This is a genomic window from Rhodoferax sp. MLSD5-FHT05B10, assembly GCF_058793415.1.
In genome coordinates this window covers 241,482-256,826 of the sequence record NZ_JBXAFT010000003.1, presented here as the reverse complement: position 1 = coordinate 256,826, position 15,345 = coordinate 241,482, and the positions used below count along the sequence as shown (strand labels likewise).

The window sequence follows — 15,345 nt, the reverse complement described above, 5'->3', positions numbered from 1 at the left end:
GACGCTTCCACAACGCCGCCGGAATTCGGCCGGTTGACAGAATCGAGTAATTTTTTGAGGCTAAAATTTGGCCACTTTCAGAAGCGACTGCCATAAGCAGCCTTTCTCAGGTAGTTCCGATCCCCAAAATCTACGGAGACCTTTTTTCCATGTACCAGCACATCAAAGTTCCCACCGAAGGCAAAAAAATCACGGTTAACGCCAACATGTCGTTGAACGTGCCCGACCAGCCGATCATTCCCTTTATCGAAGGGGATGGCACCGGTCTGGACATTACCCCCGTGATGTTGAAGGTGGTGGACGCCGCAGTCGCCAAGGCGTATTCCGGCAAGCGAAAAATCCACTGGATGGAAGTCTACGCCGGTGAGAAATCCACCAAGGTGTACGGTCCGGACGTCTGGCTGCCCGAAGAAACCCTGCAGGCCCTGCGCGAATACGTGGTGTCCATCAAGGGCCCGCTGACAACCCCCGTGGGTGGTGGTATCCGCTCCCTGAACGTGGCCCTGCGCCAGGAGCTGGACCTGTATGTGTGCCTGCGCCCCATCCAGTATTTTGATGGCGTTCCCAGCCCGGTGAAAGAGCCCCAGAAGACCAATATGGTGATCTTCCGCGAAAACTCGGAAGACATCTACGCCGGTATCGAGTTCGAAGCCGAAAGCGACAAGGCCAAGAAGCTGATCAAGTTCCTGCAGGACGAGCTGGGCGTCAAGAAAATCCGTTTCCCCAACACGTCGGGCATCGGCATCAAGCCGGTTTCGCGTGAAGGCACCGAGCGCCTGGTGCGCAAGGCGATCCAGTACGCCATCGACAACGACAAGCCCAGTGTGACCATCGTCCACAAGGGCAACATCATGAAGTACACCGAAGGTGGCTTCCGTGACTGGTCCTACGGCCTGGCGCAAAAGGAATTCGGTGCCGAACTGATCGACGGCGGCCCATGGTGCAAGTTCAAGAACCCCAAGACGGGCAAAGAGATCATCGTCAAGGACAGCATTGCCGACGCGTTCCTGCAGCAAATTCTGCTGCGCCCCGCCGAGTACAGCGTCATTGCCACGCTGAACCTCAATGGCGACTATGTGTCCGACGCGCTGGCGGCCCAGGTGGGCGGCATCGGCATTGCCCCCGGCGCCAATCTGTCGGATTCGGTGGCATGCTTTGAAGCGACCCACGGTACCGCACCGAAGTACGCTGGCAAGGACTATGTCAACCCGGGTTCCGAGATCCTGTCCGCCGAAATGATGCTGCGCCACATGGGCTGGGTCGAAGCTGCGGATTTGATCATCAGCTCCATGAAGAAGTCCATCAACAGCAAGAAGGTGACCTACGATTTTGCCCGCCTGATGGACGGCGCAACTCAGGTGAGCTGCTCCGGTTTCGGACAGGTCATGATCGACCACATGTAAGTGGACGGAGTCCGGGCACCCGTTTCGGGACGCCCGGTTTCCAGTTGACGGAAAGACCGCCAGGGCTTGTGTGGCCCGGGGCGGTTTTTTTATGTCTGGCGCTTGAATCGGTCCGATATGCCACCAACTCAGAGTGGCGCCGGCGCCATTGCGAGGTGACCGATAGAATGGAATTCATGGCTACAAATAATCCGTTCAAACCACCAGAGCCCCCCGTTCGCCAGCCGGACCGGGACGAGGGCGGCTCGGTGGTGCTGGAACGTCGCACACAGCGCGTCCAACCACCGCAGATGTACCAGGTCGTCATGCTCAATGACGACTACACCCCCATGGAGTTCGTGGTGGTGGTGATCCAGGAGTTCTTCGGCAAAGACCTGGAGTCTGCGACCCAGATCATGTTGAAAATCCACCTCGATGGCAAGGCGGTGTGCGGGGTGTACCCCAAGGACATCGCGGCCACCAAAGTGGACCAGGTGCTGGAGGCGGCCCATAAAGCCGGCCACCCGCTCAAATGCATCAGTGAGCCTGTTGATTTCTAGCCAATTAGCCCTAAGTACGAACCCAGGTCTTAAAACGGTTTACAGTCAATCATCAACGCAAGGCAAAAGGAAATCACATGATTGCCCAGGAATTGGAAGTCAGTTTGCACATGGCGTTTGTGGAAGCGCGCCAACAGCGCCACGAGTTCATTACCGTGGAGCATCTTTTGCTCGCGTTGCTCGATAACCCCAGCGCAGCCGAGGTGCTGCACGCCTGCTCGGCGAACATTGACGATTTGCGCAAGTCCCTGTCGAATTTCATCAAGGACAACACCCCCCAGGTCTCCGGAACCGATGACGTGGACACCCAGCCGACCCTGGGTTTCCAGCGTGTGATTCAGCGCGCCATCATGCACGTGCAGTCCACCGGCAGCGGCAAGAAGGAAGTGACCGGCGCCAACGTGCTGGTCGCCATCTTTGGCGAGAAGGATTCGCATGCGGTCTACTACCTGCACCAGCAGGGTGTGACCCGGCTGGACGTGGTCAACTTCATTGCGCACGGCATCAAGAAGAGCGACCCGCCGGAGTCGGCCAAGGCCAGCGAAAACCCGGTGGAAAACGAGGAGGGCGGCGCCTCCGAGAAGAACGAAAAAGCCTCCCCGCTGGAGCAGTTCACGCAGAACCTGAACCAGCTCGCCAAGGAAGGCAAGATTGATCCGCTGATCGGCCGTGAGTACGAGGTGGAGCGCGTCATCCAGATCCTGTGCCGCCGGCGCAAGAACAACCCGCTGCTGGTGGGGGAGGCGGGCGTCGGCAAGACGGCGATTGCCGAGGGCTTGGCATGGCGCATCACCCAGGGCGACGTGCCGGAGATCCTGTCCGAGGCCATTGTGTACTCGCTGGACATGGGCGCCTTGCTGGCAGGAACCAAATACCGGGGCGACTTCGAGCAGCGGCTCAAGGGTGTCCTGAAGTCGCTCAAGGACAAACCCCATGCCGTCTTGTTCATTGACGAAATCCACACCCTGATCGGTGCCGGCGCCGCATCGGGGGGGACGCTGGACGCCTCCAACCTGCTCAAGCCGGCCCTGAGTTCCGGGCAGCTGAAATGCATTGGCGCCACCACCTTTACCGAGTACCGGGGCATTTTCGAAAAAGACGCCGCGCTGTCGCGCCGCTTCCAGAAGGTGGACGTGGTGGAGCCGACCGTCGAACAGACGGTGGAAATCCTCAAGGGGCTCAAATCCCGGTTCGAGGAACACCACAACGTGAAGTACGCCGTGGCCGCTCTGCAGGCGGCGGCGGAGCTCAGCGCCAAGTACATCAATGACCGCCATTTGCCCGACAAGGCGATCGACGTCATTGACGAGGCGGGCGCGGCCCAACGCATCCTGGCACCGAGCAAGCGCAAGAAGACCATCAGCAAGACCGAGGTGGAGGAGATCGTGGCCAAGATTGCCCGCATTCCGCCGGCCAATGTGTCCAACGACGACCGCAGCAAGCTCAAGACCCTGGAGCGGGATCTGAAGAACGTGGTGTTCGGCCAGGACAAGGCGCTGGACGTGCTGGCATCGGCCGTCAAGATGGCCCGTTCCGGCCTGGGCAAGGGCGACAAGCCCATTGGCTCGTTCCTGTTCAGCGGCCCCACGGGCGTGGGCAAGACCGAAGCCGCCAAGCAGCTGGCCTACATCATGGGCATTGATCTGATTCGCTTCGACATGAGCGAGTACATGGAGCAGCACGCCGTGAGCCGCCTGATTGGCGCGCCTCCCGGCTATGTGGGCTTTGACCAGGGTGGTCTGTTGACCGAGGCCATCACCAAGAAGCCGCACTGCGTGTTGCTGCTCGACGAGATCGAGAAGGCGCACCCGGCGATTTTCAATGTGCTGTTGCAGGTCATGGACCACGGCACGCTGACGGACAACAACGGGCGCAAGGCCGATTTCCGCAACGTGATCATTGTCATGACCACCAACGCGGGTGCCGAGACCATGAACAAGGCCACCATCGGCTTCACCAATCCGCGCGAAGCCGGAGACGAGGCGGCCGACATCAAGCGCCTGTTCACCCCCGAGTTCCGCAACCGGCTCGATGCCATTGTGAGTTTCAAGGCGCTGGACGAGAACATCATCCTGCGGGTGGTGGACAAGTTCCTGCTGCAGCTCGAAACCCAGCTGGCCGAGAAGAAGGTGGATGTTACCTTCACCGACAAGCTGCGCAAGCATCTGGCCAAGAAGGGCTTCGATCCGCTCATGGGCGCACGCCCCATGCAGCGGCTGATCCAGGACACCATTCGCCGCGCCCTGGCCGACGAGTTGCTGTTTGGCCGCCTGACCGAAGGCGGCCGGTTGACGGTGGACCTGGATGACAAGGACGAAACCAAGACGGAAGTGCTGCTCGATATCCAGCCCTTGCCCGAGAAAAAGGGCAAGCCCAAGCCGGAAGAAGCCACCGCCAGTTAAGGCATCCTGACCCACCGGCCCCTGTTCGCAACGAACCGGGGCCGGTTGGTTTTTGCGTAGGGTCTCATGAAGTATTTATTGTTGTTGGTCAGTGCCGCGGTCCTGGTGGGGTGCGGCAGCGTTCCCAAACCCGAAATCGCCCCGGACGTCATTCCTCCTGCGCCAGTGGCCGCTGTCAAGACGCCCCCGCGCATTGGTTTGGCGCTGGGGGGCGGGGCAGCCCGGGGCTTTGCCCATGTGGGAGTGATCCAGGTGTTGGAGGAGGCCGGAATTCGCCCGACGCTGGTGACCGGAACCTCGGCCGGCAGCCTGGTCGCGGCGATCTATGCCAGCGGCAAGAACGGCAAGCAGCTGCAGCGGGTGGCCGAGACCATGGAAGAGGGCGCCATCACCGACTGGACCCTGCCTCTGTTCAACCGCGGCATGCTGCGCGGTGACGCGCTGGCCCGCTACGTGAACGGCCAGGTCAGCTCCCGCCTGATCGAAGACATGCCCCTGCCGCTGGGCATCGTGGCAACAGACCTCAACAGCGGGCAGAGCATGCTGTTCCAGCGGGGAGACACCGGCACAGCCGTGCGGGCCTCCAGCGCGGTGCCCGCCGTGTTCCAGCCGGTCAAGATTTCCGGGCGCGAGTACGTGGACGGCGGACTGGTGTCCCCGGTGCCCGTGCGCGCAGCGCGGCAGATGGGCGCCGAACTGGTCATTGCGGTGGATATTTCCAGCCCTCCGGACGGCAACCTGGGTGGGGGAACGGTGGACGTGCTGTTGCAGACCTTCTCCATCATGGGCAAGAGCATCAACAGCTTCGAGCTCAAGGACGCCGATGTGGTGGTGCGTCCGGCACTGCCCGGGGTTTCAAGTTCCGATTTCAGCGCCCGCAAGCGCTCCATCGAGGCCGGACGCCAGGCCATGTTGCAGCAGCTGCCCCAGCTGCGCTTGGCCATTGCGGCCAAAACGCACTGATTCCCAAAGACCAAAAAAAAGGCCCCGTTTTACAACGAGGCCTTGAAGGGATCCCTGAACCTGATGGTTTCGAAAGGACCCGAGGAGACAACCGGGGAGAAGTAAACTTACTTCTCAATGGTGGCAATTATCTCAGGGTTTTCCCTTGGTTGCTAGAGTCATTGCACCAAAAATTACATTTCTGTCAGCGAATTAACGCTTTTTGGCTGGCTGCTTGGCCGCATTGGTGGCGGTCGTGGCAACAGCGTTGAAATTGCTCTCAGCCACTTCGGTCGCTTGCTTCACAGCCTTTTGCACCGATTCCAGGGCGTTGTTGGCGGCAGCCACGGTGCTTTTCATGATCGCCACTGCGGCTTCGGAGCCTGCGGGTGCGTTCTTGGCAGCGTTGTCCACCAGACCCATGAACTTCTTCTGGGCGTCAGTAGCCTGGCCTTCGAAATTCTTGGTGAATTCAGCGCCGGTGCCGGAAGCGATGTCGTACAGGTGGCGGCTGTAGGCCACGGTCTTTTCAGCCAGGGGCTGGAACAGGCCGGATTGCAGGGCCAGCAATTCCTGAGCGTCTTTCACGCTCAGCAGGGATTGGGTGTGCTCATTAGCTTCAGCCAGGGCAGCTTTGGAAGCTGTCAGGTTGAGTTCGACGATTTTTTCCACGCCTTCGAAGGCCTTGGTGGTCAGACCAAACAGGGTTTCGAGGTTAGCTTTGTGGGAAGCCATTACTTGTTCGACGGTCAGCATGTCAATATCTCCAGAAGTTGCGGTAAAGAATCCGATCTGCTCCGTAACCTGGCCTGTTGCCATCTATGTTGCAGTGCAGCATGGAACGAATTATAGGAGGGGCATTCCGGATAGCAAGCTATTTTTGCTGCATTGCAACAAATTAGAACCATTTTTCTAAAACACGCCGCTGTCATGACCGGGTCACACACGCGTCACTGCAAGCGCTGGCACAGGTTGGGGCGGCGCATTGGGGTGCCTGAGGCTGGCAGAATCAGGGCATGACGGAATCTGCCATTCAAAAGCCTGCGCCGGAGCCGCGCAGCGCCTACCGCGTACTGCGCCCCATCACCACCCGCTGGATGGACAACGACGCCTACGGGCACGTGAACAACGTGGTGTACTACAGCTGGTTTGATACGGCGGTGAACGCCTACCTCATCGAGCACGGCGCGCTGGACATCCATGCCGGCGAGACCATCGGGCTGGTGATCGAAACCCAATGCAACTACTTCGCCTCGCTGGCGTTTCCCGAGACCGTGCACGTGGGCATCCGCGTGGCGCGTCTGGGCAACTCCAGCGTGCGTTACGAAGTGGGCATCTTCGGCGAAACCGGGCTCACGGCCGCCAAGGGCCATTTCGTGCATGTGTATGTGGATAAAACGACGCGCAGGCCCGTGCCTTTGCCTGCGCACCTCAAAACCGTTCTGGAGACCCTGTTATGAATCCTTCCGCAGTGGATGCGGCAATTGCCTCCCGTATGTCCGTCCGGGCCTTTACCGACCAGCCCGTCACCCGCGAACAGATCACGCAGATTCTGCAGGTCGCCAGCCGCGCCCCGTCGGGCACCAACTGCCAGCCCTGGCGCGTCTACGTGCTGCAGGGCGCCAGCCGTGACCGGCTGGTGGAGCAGGTGTGCGCCACGCATGACGCCATGCGCACCGACCCGGCCCTGGTGGCCGAGTACGTGGAGGAGTACGACTACTACCCGCAGCAATGGGTCAGCCCCTACATTGACCGCCGCCGCGAAAACGGCTGGGGCCTGTACGGGCTGCTGGGCATCGGCAAGGGCGATAAGGACAAGATGCACGCGCAGCACCAGCGCAACTACCGCTTCTTTGACGCGCCGGTGGGCCTGATGTTCACGATCGACCGGGTCATGGGCCGCGGCTCGCTGGTGGATTACGGTGCCTTCCTGCAGAACATCATGGTGGCGGCGCGGGGCCACGGCCTGCACACCTGCCCGCAGGCGGCGTGGAACAACTTCTCCAAGATCATCATGCCGCATATCGGCGCCGGCTCGGACGAGATGCTGGTGTGTGGCATGGCGCTGGGGTATGCCGACGAGACCGCCGCCGTCAACACTTTCCACACGCCGCGCGTGCCGGTGCACGAGTTCACGCACTGGCTGGACTGAGGCCCCGATGTCTCGGAACCGGGCGAACCGCGGCGCGTACCGAGCCTGGCCATGAGTTCTGTTGCCATCCAGCTCCTCAACGGGCTGAGCTACGCCACCACCCTGTTTCTGATGGCGGCCGGGCTGACGCTGATCTTTGGCGTCACCCGCATCGTCAATTTCGCGCACGGCAGCTTCTTCATGCTGGGCGCCCTGTTCAGCGCGCACTGGCTGGTGAACTGGTTTCCGGCCTGGAGCGACAGCGCCTGGCTGTATGCGGCTGCTATGCTTTTGGGAGCGACCTGCGCAGCGTTGATGGGGGCTATAGCCGAATTTTTCCTGTTGCGCCGGTTGTACGGCGTGCCCGAGTTGTACCAGCTGGTGGCCACTTTTGGCCTGAGCCTGGCGTTGCACGACGCCATGCGCTGGGCCTTTGGGCCGGACGAGGTGTTTGCACCGCGCTTTCCGGGCCTCAAGGGCGCCATTGCCCTGGGGGATGAGTTCTTTCCGCAGTACCAGGCGTTCACCATCGCGCTGGGGCCCCTGGTGTGGCTGGGCCTGCACTTGCTGCTCACGCGTACCCTGTTTGGCAGCCGGCTGCGCGCGGCCACGCAGGACCGCAGCATGTTGTCGGCGCTGGGTGTCAACGCCGCACCGCTGATGCTGGGCGCCGTGGTGCTGGGTTGCGCGCTGGCGGGGCTGGGGGGCGCCTTGCAGTTGCCGCGCGAGCCGGCCCATTTGCAGATGGACGCGAACGCGGTGGTGGAGACCTTTGTGGTGGTGGTGACCGGCGGTCTGGGCAGCATTGGCGGCGCTTTTTGTGCTGCCGTGCTCATTGGCGTGGTGCACGCCTTTGGCATCAGCCTGTTTCCCCAAGCCACGCTGGTGCTGGTGTTCGTGACCATGGCACTGGTGCTGGCTGTGCGCCCGCAGGGCCTGCTGGGCCAGCCGCTGGATGCCGGCCCGCAGGAGGTGGCGCACCCGTTCCAGCTGCGGCCGCGCTCGCGCGCCGGGTTCTGGGCCGTCTGCGCGGGCGGCGTGGCGCTGGCCGCCGTGGCCTGGTGGGCTGGCGACTACTGGCAGTCGTTGGTCAGTGATGCGCTGATTCTGCTGATCCTGGGTGTCAGCCTGCAGTCCATGATGGCGCTGGGTGGACTGGTGAGCTTTGGGCACGCGGCCTTTTTTGCCCTGGGGGCCTATGGTGCCGCGCTGGCGCATGCCGTGTGGGGCTGGAGCCTGCCGGGCGCCCTGGCTGTGGGGTGTGCGGCGGCCCTGGGGGTGGCGCTGGCGGTGGGCGGCGTGCTGGTGCGCAGCGCCGGGGTTTACCTGGCCATGCTGTCCCTGGCCCTGGCCCAGGTGGTGTGGGCGACGGCCAGCCAGTGGGGGGCGCTGACCGGTGGCGACAACGGGCTGATCGGCCTGCATCTGGTCTCCGATGACACGCGGCCCCTGTTCTTTACCCTGCTGGTGGGGCTGGCCCTGCTGAGCGTGGGGGCGCTGGGGCGCCTGAGCCGTTCCACCCTGGGTGCCGCCCTGCAAGCCGTGCGCGATGCGCCCCTGCGCGCGGCGGCCAGCGGCCTGCCGGTGCACGGCATCAAGCTGCGGATCTATGTGGAGAGTGCCACGCTGGCCGGGCTGGCGGGGGGGCTGTTTGCGGCGCACCAGGGGGCGGTGTTTCCGTCGGTGGCCTCGGTGTCCACGTCGGTGGATGCCTTGCTGGTGGTGCTGCTTGGCGGCATGCACCAGCTGTGGGGGGCGGCTGTGGGCGCGGGCATTCTGGTGGGCGCCTCGGCGGAGCTGGGGCGTGGTTTCGATTACTGGCGCGGCGCGCTGGGCCTGCTGGTGATGCTGCTCATGGTGCTGGCGCCCTCGGGGGTGCTGGGCTGGCGACGTTCGGCCGGTGGGGGGAGGGCACGCCCATGACGCTGCAGGTGCAAGGTCTGGTCAAACATTTTGGCGGCGTGCAGGCGGTCAAGGGCGTGTCGTTTACCGTGGCGCCCGGCGAATGCGTGGCGCTGATCGGCCCCAACGGTGCGGGCAAGTCCACCACCTTTGCCTGCATAGCGGGCCAGTACGCGCTGACCGCCGGGCAGGTGCTGTGGAATGGCCAGCGCATCGACACCCTGCGCCCGGCGCAGCGCCTGCAGCGCGGCATGGCCCGCACGTTCCAGGTGGCGCAGACTTTCGAAGCGTTGACGGTGCTACAAAATGTGCAGCTGCTCACGCAGGTTCCACGGGGGCTGAAGGCCTATAACGTGCTGGATTTGGCAGACCGCACGCAAGCCATGGCCCTGCTGGCGCAGGTGGATTTGGCGGACTGGGCACAGGCCAGCGCGCAGAGCCTGCCCTACGGTGCCAAGAAGCGCCTGGAGTTGGCCATGGCCCTGGCGGGGCTGCAGGCGGCGGATGCGCCCCATCTCTTGTTGCTGGACGAGCCGGCGGCCGGCCTGGCGCCGTCCGAGCGGGCGCACACCATGCAGCTGGTGCAGTCGCTGACCCGCCCGCAGGCCGGGCGGGCGGGCATGGCGGTGCTGTACACCGAGCACAACATGGACGCCGTGTTTGGCGTGGCCGACCGGGTGCTGGTGCTGATCGACGGCACGCTGGCCGCCCAGGGCAGCCCCGAGCACATTGCGCAGGACGCCACCGTGCGCCAGCGCTACCTGGGCCAGTGGTGGCAGCCGGCGCCCAGCGCCACGGACGGGGAGGCCGACCATGTTTGAAGTGCGTGACCTCTGTGCCTGGCACGGCGCGGCGCAGGCCCTGTTTGGCGTGTCGCTGCAGGTGCATCCGGGCGAGCTGGTGGTGCTGCAGGGCCTCAACGGCGCGGGCAAGTCCACTTTGCTGCAGGCCATCATGGGGCTGCTGCCCCGTGTCGAGGGCGACATCCGTTACCAGGGCCAGAGCCTTCTGGGCCTGCCACCGCACCAGCGGGCGCGTCGGGGGCTGGGCTATGTGCCGGAGGACCGGCGGCTGTTCACTGCACTCACCGTGCAGGAGAATCTGCGGGTGGCCGCACGGGCCGGGTGGCAGGGCCAGGAGCGGGTGCTACAGCTGTTCCCGGCGCTGCAGGCCATGCTGGGGCGGCGCGCCGCCCACATGAGCGGTGGCGAGCAGCAGATGCTCAGCATTGCCCGTGCGCTGATGACCAACTCCACGCTGCTCCTGCTGGACGAGCCCTGCGAGGGCATTGCCCCGGTGCTGGTGGAATCCATTCGTGATGCCTTGCTGGCGCTCAAGGGCACAGGAATGTCCCTGCTGGTGGCCGAGCAAAACGGCGTGCTGGCACAGCGGGCCGACCGGGTCATTACACTCACAGCGCAGCCCGCACCCACTGTTTGAACCATGATCATCACCAGCCTCCTGGATACCGACCTGTACAAGTTCACCATGATGCAGGTGGTGTTGCACCAGTTTCCCGGTGCCCAGGTGGAATACCGCTTCAAGTGCCGCAACCCCGGCATTGACCTGGCGGCGCACGCCGACGAAATCCGGGAAGAGATCGGCTCCCTGTGCAGCCTGCATTTCCAGGACAGCGAGCTGGCCTACCTGCGGTCCATGCGCTTCATCAAGAGCGATTTTGTGGATTTCCTGGGGCTGTTCAAACTCAACGAGAAGTACATCACCGTCACGCCGCTGCCCAGCGGTGAGATCGAGATCGTCATCATCGGCCCCTGGCTGCACACCATCCTGTTCGAGATTCCGGTGCTCGCCATCGTCAACGAAGTGTACTTCCGCAACACGCAGAAGGTGCCCGACTTCCTGGAAGGCCGCCGCCGGCTGGACGTCAAGATCGGCCAGCTGCAGGCCGAGGGCCTGGCCGACCTGAAGATTGCCGACTACGGTACGCGCCGGCGCTTCTCGCGCGCCTGGCACGACGAGGTGCTGCGGGTGCTGGTGGCGCGCCTGGGCAGCGGCACGGCGGGCCAGTTTGCCGGTACCAGCAACACGCTGCTAGCCATGACGCTGGGGCTGACCCCCCTGGGCACCATGGCGCACGAGTACCTGCAGGCCTCGCAGGCCCTGGGTCCGCGGCTGCGCGACAGCCAGGTGTTTGCCTTCGAGTCCTGGGCGCGGGAGTACCGGGGCGACCTGGGCATTGCCCTGTCCGACGTCTACGGCATGACCGCCTTCCTGCGCGATTTCGACCTCTATTTCTGCAAGCTGTTTGACGGCGCCCGCCACGACAGCGGCGACCCCTTCCAGTGGGGCGAGCGCATGCTGGACCATTACGCACACAACCGGGTGGACCCGCGCACCAAGACGCTGATCTTCAGCGACGCGCTGACCGTGCCGCGCACCATTGCGCTGTACCAGCAGTTCCGCGGACGCTGCCAGCTGGCCTTCGGCATCGGCACCAACCTGACCAACGACCTGGGCTACGAGCCGCTGCAGATCGTCATCAAGATGGTGCGCTGCAACGGCCAGCCGGTGGCCAAGCTCTCGGACACGCCCGCCAAAGACATGTGCGACGACAAGAATTACCTGGCCTATCTGCGCCAGGTGTTTGAAATAGCGCCCCCCGCAACCCCGGTCTGACCCTCTACCGAGCACCCGCCATGCCCACACCCTCTGTCAAGCCCCGTATCCTCGTCACCCGTGCGATCTTTCCCGACATCGTCGAACAGCTGGCGCAGCACTTCGAGGTGGAGTCCAACCCGGATGACGCCGACTGGAGTGCCGACGAGCTGGCGCGCCGCCTGCAGGACAAGATCGGCGTCATGACCTTTGGCGTGGAGCGCATCACCGCGCCCCTGCTGGCCCAGTGCCCGCAGCTGAAGATCTGCGCCAACATGACGGTGGGCTACAACAACTTCGACCTTGACGCCATGACGGCGGCTGGCGTGCTGGGCACCAACGCCCCCGATGTGCTGACCGAAACCACTGCCGACTTCGGCTTTGCCCTGCTCATGGCCACCGCCCGGCGCGTGACCGAGGGCGAGCATTTCCTGCGGGCGGGCTTGTGGACGCGCTGGAGCTACGACATGTTCTCGGGCGCCGAAGTGCACGGTTCCACGCTGGGCATCATCGGCATGGGGCGCATTGGGCAGGGCATAGCGCGCCGCGGGGCGCTGGGCTTTGGCATGCAGGTGATCTACCACAACCGCAGCCGCCTGGATGCCGCCACGGAGGCCGAATGCCGCGCCACCTATGTGGGCAAGGAGGAGCTGCTGCGCACTGCCGACCACGTGGTGCTGGTGGTGCCGTACTCCGCCGCATCGCACCACACCATCGGTGCGGCTGAGCTGGCCCTGATGAAGCCCACGGCGACCCTGGTCAACATCGCCCGCGGCGGTATCGTGGATGACGCCGCGCTGGCCGCCGCCCTGCGGGACAAACGCATTGCCGCGGCCGGGCTGGACGTGTTCGAGGGCGAGCCCAGCGTGCACCCCGACCTGCTCACCGTGCCCAACGTGGTGCTCACGCCGCACATTGCCAGCGCCACCGTGGGCACGCGCCGCGCCATGGCACAGATGGCGGTGGACAACCTCATCGGCTACCTGGTGCACGGCAAGGCGAAGACGCCCCTGAATACGGTAGCAGTGTAGTTGCTATGATTTGTATAGCTGTCTGCGCAATGGATACGGTCGCTTTCGGCTGATTTGATGCTTATTTCTGAAACAAGGGCTGTAACGTGAACGACTGGTTGACAGGAGCGCTGGTGGCGCTGGCGGTGGTGAATCTGGGCGCGCTGCTGTGGCTGGCGCGCCGCCAGGGAGGTGACGCGCAGGTGCAGGCCCAGCGCCAGGAGCTGCAGGAACTGCGCGGCCTGCTGCAAACCAGCAGCGAGCGGCTGGAGCGCGAGTTACGCCGGGAAATTGCCGAGTCCTCGCGCGGCGCGCGCCAGGAGACCACGCAGAACCTGGCCACCTTCCAGCAGACGCTGACCCAGCAGGGGGCGGAGGCCACGCGCACGCAGAACACCCAGATTGACGCCTTTGGCCAGCAGCTGGCGCTGCTGCAGAAAACGCTGTCGGACACGCTGACGCTGCAGCTTTCCAATCTGGGCGAGTCCAACGCGCGGCGCATCGCCGAAGTACGCGAGACGCTGGAAAAGCAGCTGCTGCAACTGCAGAGTACCAACGCCACCAAGCTCGACGAGATGCGCGCCACGGTGGACGAAAAGCTGCAGTCCACGCTGCAGGCCCGATTGGGCGAGAGCTTCAAGCAGGTGGCCGACCGGCTGGAGCAGGTGCACAAGGGCCTGGGCGAAATGCAGACCCTGGCCCAGGGCGTGGGCGACCTCAAGCACCTGCTCACCAACGTGAAGACGCGCGGCATGTTTGGCGAGGCGCAACTGGCCAGCCTGCTGGAGCAGGTGTTTGTGCCCGACCAGTACGCGGTGCAGGTGGCCACCCGCCCGGGCAGCAAGAACGTGGTGGACTTTGCCATCAAGCTGCCCGGCAAGTCCGACACCGGCGAGCCGCTGTGGCTGCCCATTGACGCCAAGTTTCCCAACGAAGATTACGAGCGCCTGCTCGACGCCCAGGGCCGCGCGGACGTGGCTGGCGCCGAGATGGCCGGCAAGGCGCTGGAGGCGCGCATCCGGCTGGAGGCCAAGTCCATGGTGGAGAAATACGTGGAGCCGCCGCACACCACCGACTTCGCCATCCTGTTCCTGCCCACCGAGGGCCTGTACGCCGAAGTGCTGCGCCGCCCCGGCCTGATGGAGAGCCTGCAGCGCGACCACCGCGTCACCCTGGCCGGGCCCACCACTTTGCTGGCCATGCTCAGCTCGCTGCAGATGGGCTTTCGCACGTTGGCGCTGGAGAAACGCTCCAGCGAGGTCTGGCAGGTTCTGGGTGCGGTCAAGACCGAGTTCGAAAAATTTGGTGGCGTGCTGGCCAAGGTCAAGTCGCAGACGCAGACCGTGCTCAACACCTTGGACAGCGCCGAGACCCGCAGCCGCGCCATGAGCCGTGTGCTCAAGAAGGTGGATGCACTGCCCGACACGCAGGCCCAGGCCCTGATTCCGATCGACCGGGACCTGGACACCGGCGACGCGGAAGCCGGCAGCGGCCAGGTTTGAACGCGGGGCCGGCGGCCCCCCGGCCGGCTTACAGCTCGTAGAACGCGCGGATGGCGTCCCAGGCTTGCTGCGGGTCGTCGGTGTACTGGAACAGCTTCAGGTCTTCGGTGGAGATGGCGCCTTCTTCCACCAGCACATCGAGGTTGATGAGGCGCTTCCAGTAGTCCGAGCCGAACAGGATGATGGGCACCGGGCTGGCCTTCTTGGTCTGCACCAGGGTGATCACCTCAAACAGCTCATCCAGCGTGCCAAAGCCGCCGGGGAAGGCCACCAGTGCCTTGGCGCGCATCATGAAGTGCATCTTGCGCAGTGCAAAGTAATGGAACTTGAAGCTCAAGGCCGGCGTGACGTAGGGGTTGGCGCCCTGTTCGTGCGGCAGGGCAATGTTCAGGCCCAGCGTGGGGGCGCCCATCTCGAAGGCGCCGCGGTTGGCCGCTTCCATGATGCCGGGGCCGCCTCCGGTGCAGATGTACAGGCGCTCCTTCTCTGGCAGCGTCGCACTGTGGGTGGCCACGATGCGGCCAAACAGGCGGGCCTGGTCGTAGAAGTGGGCGTTGCGCATGTGGCGCTTGGCGTCGGTCATGGCCTGGGCGTCCCCGCTCTTGCGGGCTTCTTCCAGGTAGCGCAGGGCGTCTTCGGGCGCGCTGAAGCGGGCGCTGCCAAACACCACGATGGTGCTGTCGATGCCCATCTCGGCCTGGTCCAGGTCGGGTTTGAGCATCTCCAGCTGGAAGCGGATGCCGCGGGTTTCGCGGCGCAGCAGGAATTCGGGGTCGGCGAAGGCCAGGCGGTAGGCGTCGGGCTGCAGGGGAAGGCCCGCATCGGCATGGGCCTTGAGGTCGGCCCAGGCATCGGCCAGGGTGCGTTCGGTGAGGGTGTGGGGGGATTCCAAGTGCGT

At 64.0% G+C, this 15,345-nt stretch carries 14 protein-coding genes; 12 read left to right on the top strand and 2 right to left on the bottom strand.

Annotated elements, in window-relative coordinates; genetic code table 11:
- Positions 1 to 149 precede the first annotated feature (149 nt).
- The 4 genes from icd to AC1Q5W_RS06390 all read left to right on the top strand — a co-directional run bounded on the left by icd (position 150) and on the right by AC1Q5W_RS06390 (position 5,307).
- Complete coding sequence (gene icd / locus AC1Q5W_RS06405) at positions 150 to 1,403, top strand: NADP-dependent isocitrate dehydrogenase (protein ID WP_492643304.1); 1,254 nt, start codon at positions 150 to 152, stop codon at positions 1,401 to 1,403.
- A gap of 167 nt (positions 1,404 to 1,570) precedes the next feature.
- The gene (gene clpS, locus AC1Q5W_RS06400; RefSeq protein ID WP_492643303.1) at positions 1,571 to 1,942 is read left to right on the top strand and encodes an ATP-dependent Clp protease adapter ClpS; all 372 of its coding nucleotides are present in this window, start codon (positions 1,571 to 1,573) and stop codon (positions 1,940 to 1,942) included.
- A gap of 77 nt (positions 1,943 to 2,019) precedes the next feature.
- Positions 2,020 to 4,344 (top strand): ATP-dependent Clp protease ATP-binding subunit ClpA, encoded by a 2,325-nt coding sequence (clpA, locus tag AC1Q5W_RS06395; protein WP_492643302.1) that lies wholly within the window; start codon positions 2,020 to 2,022, stop codon positions 4,342 to 4,344.
- A gap of 66 nt (positions 4,345 to 4,410) precedes the next feature.
- Positions 4,411 to 5,307, top strand: a complete 897-nt coding sequence (locus AC1Q5W_RS06390) for a patatin-like phospholipase family protein (protein ID WP_492643301.1) — start codon at positions 4,411 to 4,413, stop codon at positions 5,305 to 5,307.
- A gap of 192 nt (positions 5,308 to 5,499) precedes the next feature.
- On the opposite strand, the gene AC1Q5W_RS06385 is transcribed toward AC1Q5W_RS06390, so the two are convergent.
- Positions 5,500 to 6,042, bottom strand: a complete 543-nt coding sequence (locus tag AC1Q5W_RS06385; protein ID WP_492643300.1) for a phasin family protein — start codon at positions 6,040 to 6,042, stop codon at positions 5,500 to 5,502.
- 260 nt (positions 6,043 to 6,302) lie between these two features.
- Here AC1Q5W_RS06385 and AC1Q5W_RS06380 point away from each other — a divergent pair, with 260 nt between their 5' ends.
- The 8 genes from AC1Q5W_RS06380 (at position 6,303) to AC1Q5W_RS06345 (ending at position 14,447) form a co-directional block, all read left to right on the top strand.
- A complete protein-coding gene (locus AC1Q5W_RS06380) occupies positions 6,303 to 6,746 on the top strand; it encodes an acyl-CoA thioesterase (RefSeq protein ID WP_492643299.1) in 444 nt (147 codons plus the stop codon).
- Positions 6,743 to 7,438 carry a nitroreductase gene (locus tag AC1Q5W_RS06375; protein WP_492643298.1) on the top strand — a complete coding sequence of 232 codons (696 nt, stop codon included), beginning with the start codon at positions 6,743 to 6,745 and terminating at the stop codon, positions 7,436 to 7,438. The genes AC1Q5W_RS06380 and AC1Q5W_RS06375 overlap by 4 nt, the downstream gene beginning before the upstream one ends.
- A 51-nt stretch (positions 7,439 to 7,489) precedes the next feature.
- Positions 7,490 to 9,340: an ABC transporter permease gene (locus AC1Q5W_RS06370; protein WP_492643297.1), complete on the top strand. Its 1,851-nt coding sequence runs from the start codon at positions 7,490 to 7,492 to the stop codon at positions 9,338 to 9,340.
- Positions 9,337 to 10,140: an ABC transporter ATP-binding protein gene (locus tag AC1Q5W_RS06365; RefSeq protein ID WP_492643296.1), complete on the top strand. Its 804-nt coding sequence runs from the start codon at positions 9,337 to 9,339 to the stop codon at positions 10,138 to 10,140. The genes AC1Q5W_RS06370 and AC1Q5W_RS06365 overlap by 4 nt, the downstream gene beginning before the upstream one ends.
- Complete coding sequence (locus AC1Q5W_RS06360) at positions 10,133 to 10,759, top strand: ABC transporter ATP-binding protein (protein WP_492643295.1); 627 nt, start codon at positions 10,133 to 10,135, stop codon at positions 10,757 to 10,759. Before AC1Q5W_RS06365 ends, AC1Q5W_RS06360 begins: the two co-directional genes overlap by 8 nt.
- A 3-nt stretch (positions 10,760 to 10,762) precedes the next feature.
- Positions 10,763 to 11,956: a nicotinate phosphoribosyltransferase gene (gene pncB, locus AC1Q5W_RS06355; RefSeq protein WP_492643294.1), complete on the top strand. Its 1,194-nt coding sequence runs from the start codon at positions 10,763 to 10,765 to the stop codon at positions 11,954 to 11,956.
- 20 nt (positions 11,957 to 11,976) lie between these two features.
- Positions 11,977 to 12,966: a 2-hydroxyacid dehydrogenase gene (locus AC1Q5W_RS06350; RefSeq protein ID WP_492643293.1), complete on the top strand. Its 990-nt coding sequence runs from the start codon at positions 11,977 to 11,979 to the stop codon at positions 12,964 to 12,966.
- 86 nt (positions 12,967 to 13,052) lie between these two features.
- A complete protein-coding gene (locus AC1Q5W_RS06345; protein ID WP_492643292.1) occupies positions 13,053 to 14,447 on the top strand; it encodes a DNA recombination protein RmuC in 1,395 nt (464 codons plus the stop codon).
- Positions 14,448 to 14,475: 28 nt separating this feature from the next.
- Here AC1Q5W_RS06345 and AC1Q5W_RS06340 read toward each other — a convergent pair whose 3' ends face one another.
- Positions 14,476 to 15,339 (bottom strand): LOG family protein, encoded by an 864-nt coding sequence (locus AC1Q5W_RS06340; protein ID WP_492643291.1) that lies wholly within the window; start codon positions 15,337 to 15,339, stop codon positions 14,476 to 14,478.
- Positions 15,340 to 15,345 lie beyond the last annotated feature (6 nt).

Bases quoted from the DNA above. Each gene is read 5' to 3' on its own strand.
- icd (WP_492643304.1), top strand. From the start codon at position 150: ATGTACCAGCACATCAAAGTTCCCACCGAAGGCAAAAAAATCACGGTT.
- clpS (WP_492643303.1), top strand. From the start codon at position 1,571: ATGGAATTCATGGCTACAAATAATCCGTTCAAACCACCAGAGCCCCCC.
- clpA (WP_492643302.1), top strand. From the start codon at position 2,020: ATGATTGCCCAGGAATTGGAAGTCAGTTTGCACATGGCGTTTGTGGAA.
- AC1Q5W_RS06390 (WP_492643301.1), top strand. From the start codon at position 4,411: ATGAAGTATTTATTGTTGTTGGTCAGTGCCGCGGTCCTGGTGGGGTGC.
- AC1Q5W_RS06385 (WP_492643300.1), bottom strand. From the start codon at position 6,042: ATGCTGACCGTCGAACAAGTAATGGCTTCCCACAAAGCTAACCTCGAA.
- AC1Q5W_RS06380 (WP_492643299.1), top strand. From the start codon at position 6,303: ATGACGGAATCTGCCATTCAAAAGCCTGCGCCGGAGCCGCGCAGCGCC.
- AC1Q5W_RS06375 (WP_492643298.1), top strand. From the start codon at position 6,743: ATGAATCCTTCCGCAGTGGATGCGGCAATTGCCTCCCGTATGTCCGTC.
- AC1Q5W_RS06370 (WP_492643297.1), top strand. From the start codon at position 7,490: ATGAGTTCTGTTGCCATCCAGCTCCTCAACGGGCTGAGCTACGCCACC.
- AC1Q5W_RS06365 (WP_492643296.1), top strand. From the start codon at position 9,337: ATGACGCTGCAGGTGCAAGGTCTGGTCAAACATTTTGGCGGCGTGCAG.
- AC1Q5W_RS06360 (WP_492643295.1), top strand. From the start codon at position 10,133: ATGTTTGAAGTGCGTGACCTCTGTGCCTGGCACGGCGCGGCGCAGGCC.
- pncB (WP_492643294.1), top strand. From the start codon at position 10,763: ATGATCATCACCAGCCTCCTGGATACCGACCTGTACAAGTTCACCATG.
- AC1Q5W_RS06350 (WP_492643293.1), top strand. From the start codon at position 11,977: ATGCCCACACCCTCTGTCAAGCCCCGTATCCTCGTCACCCGTGCGATC.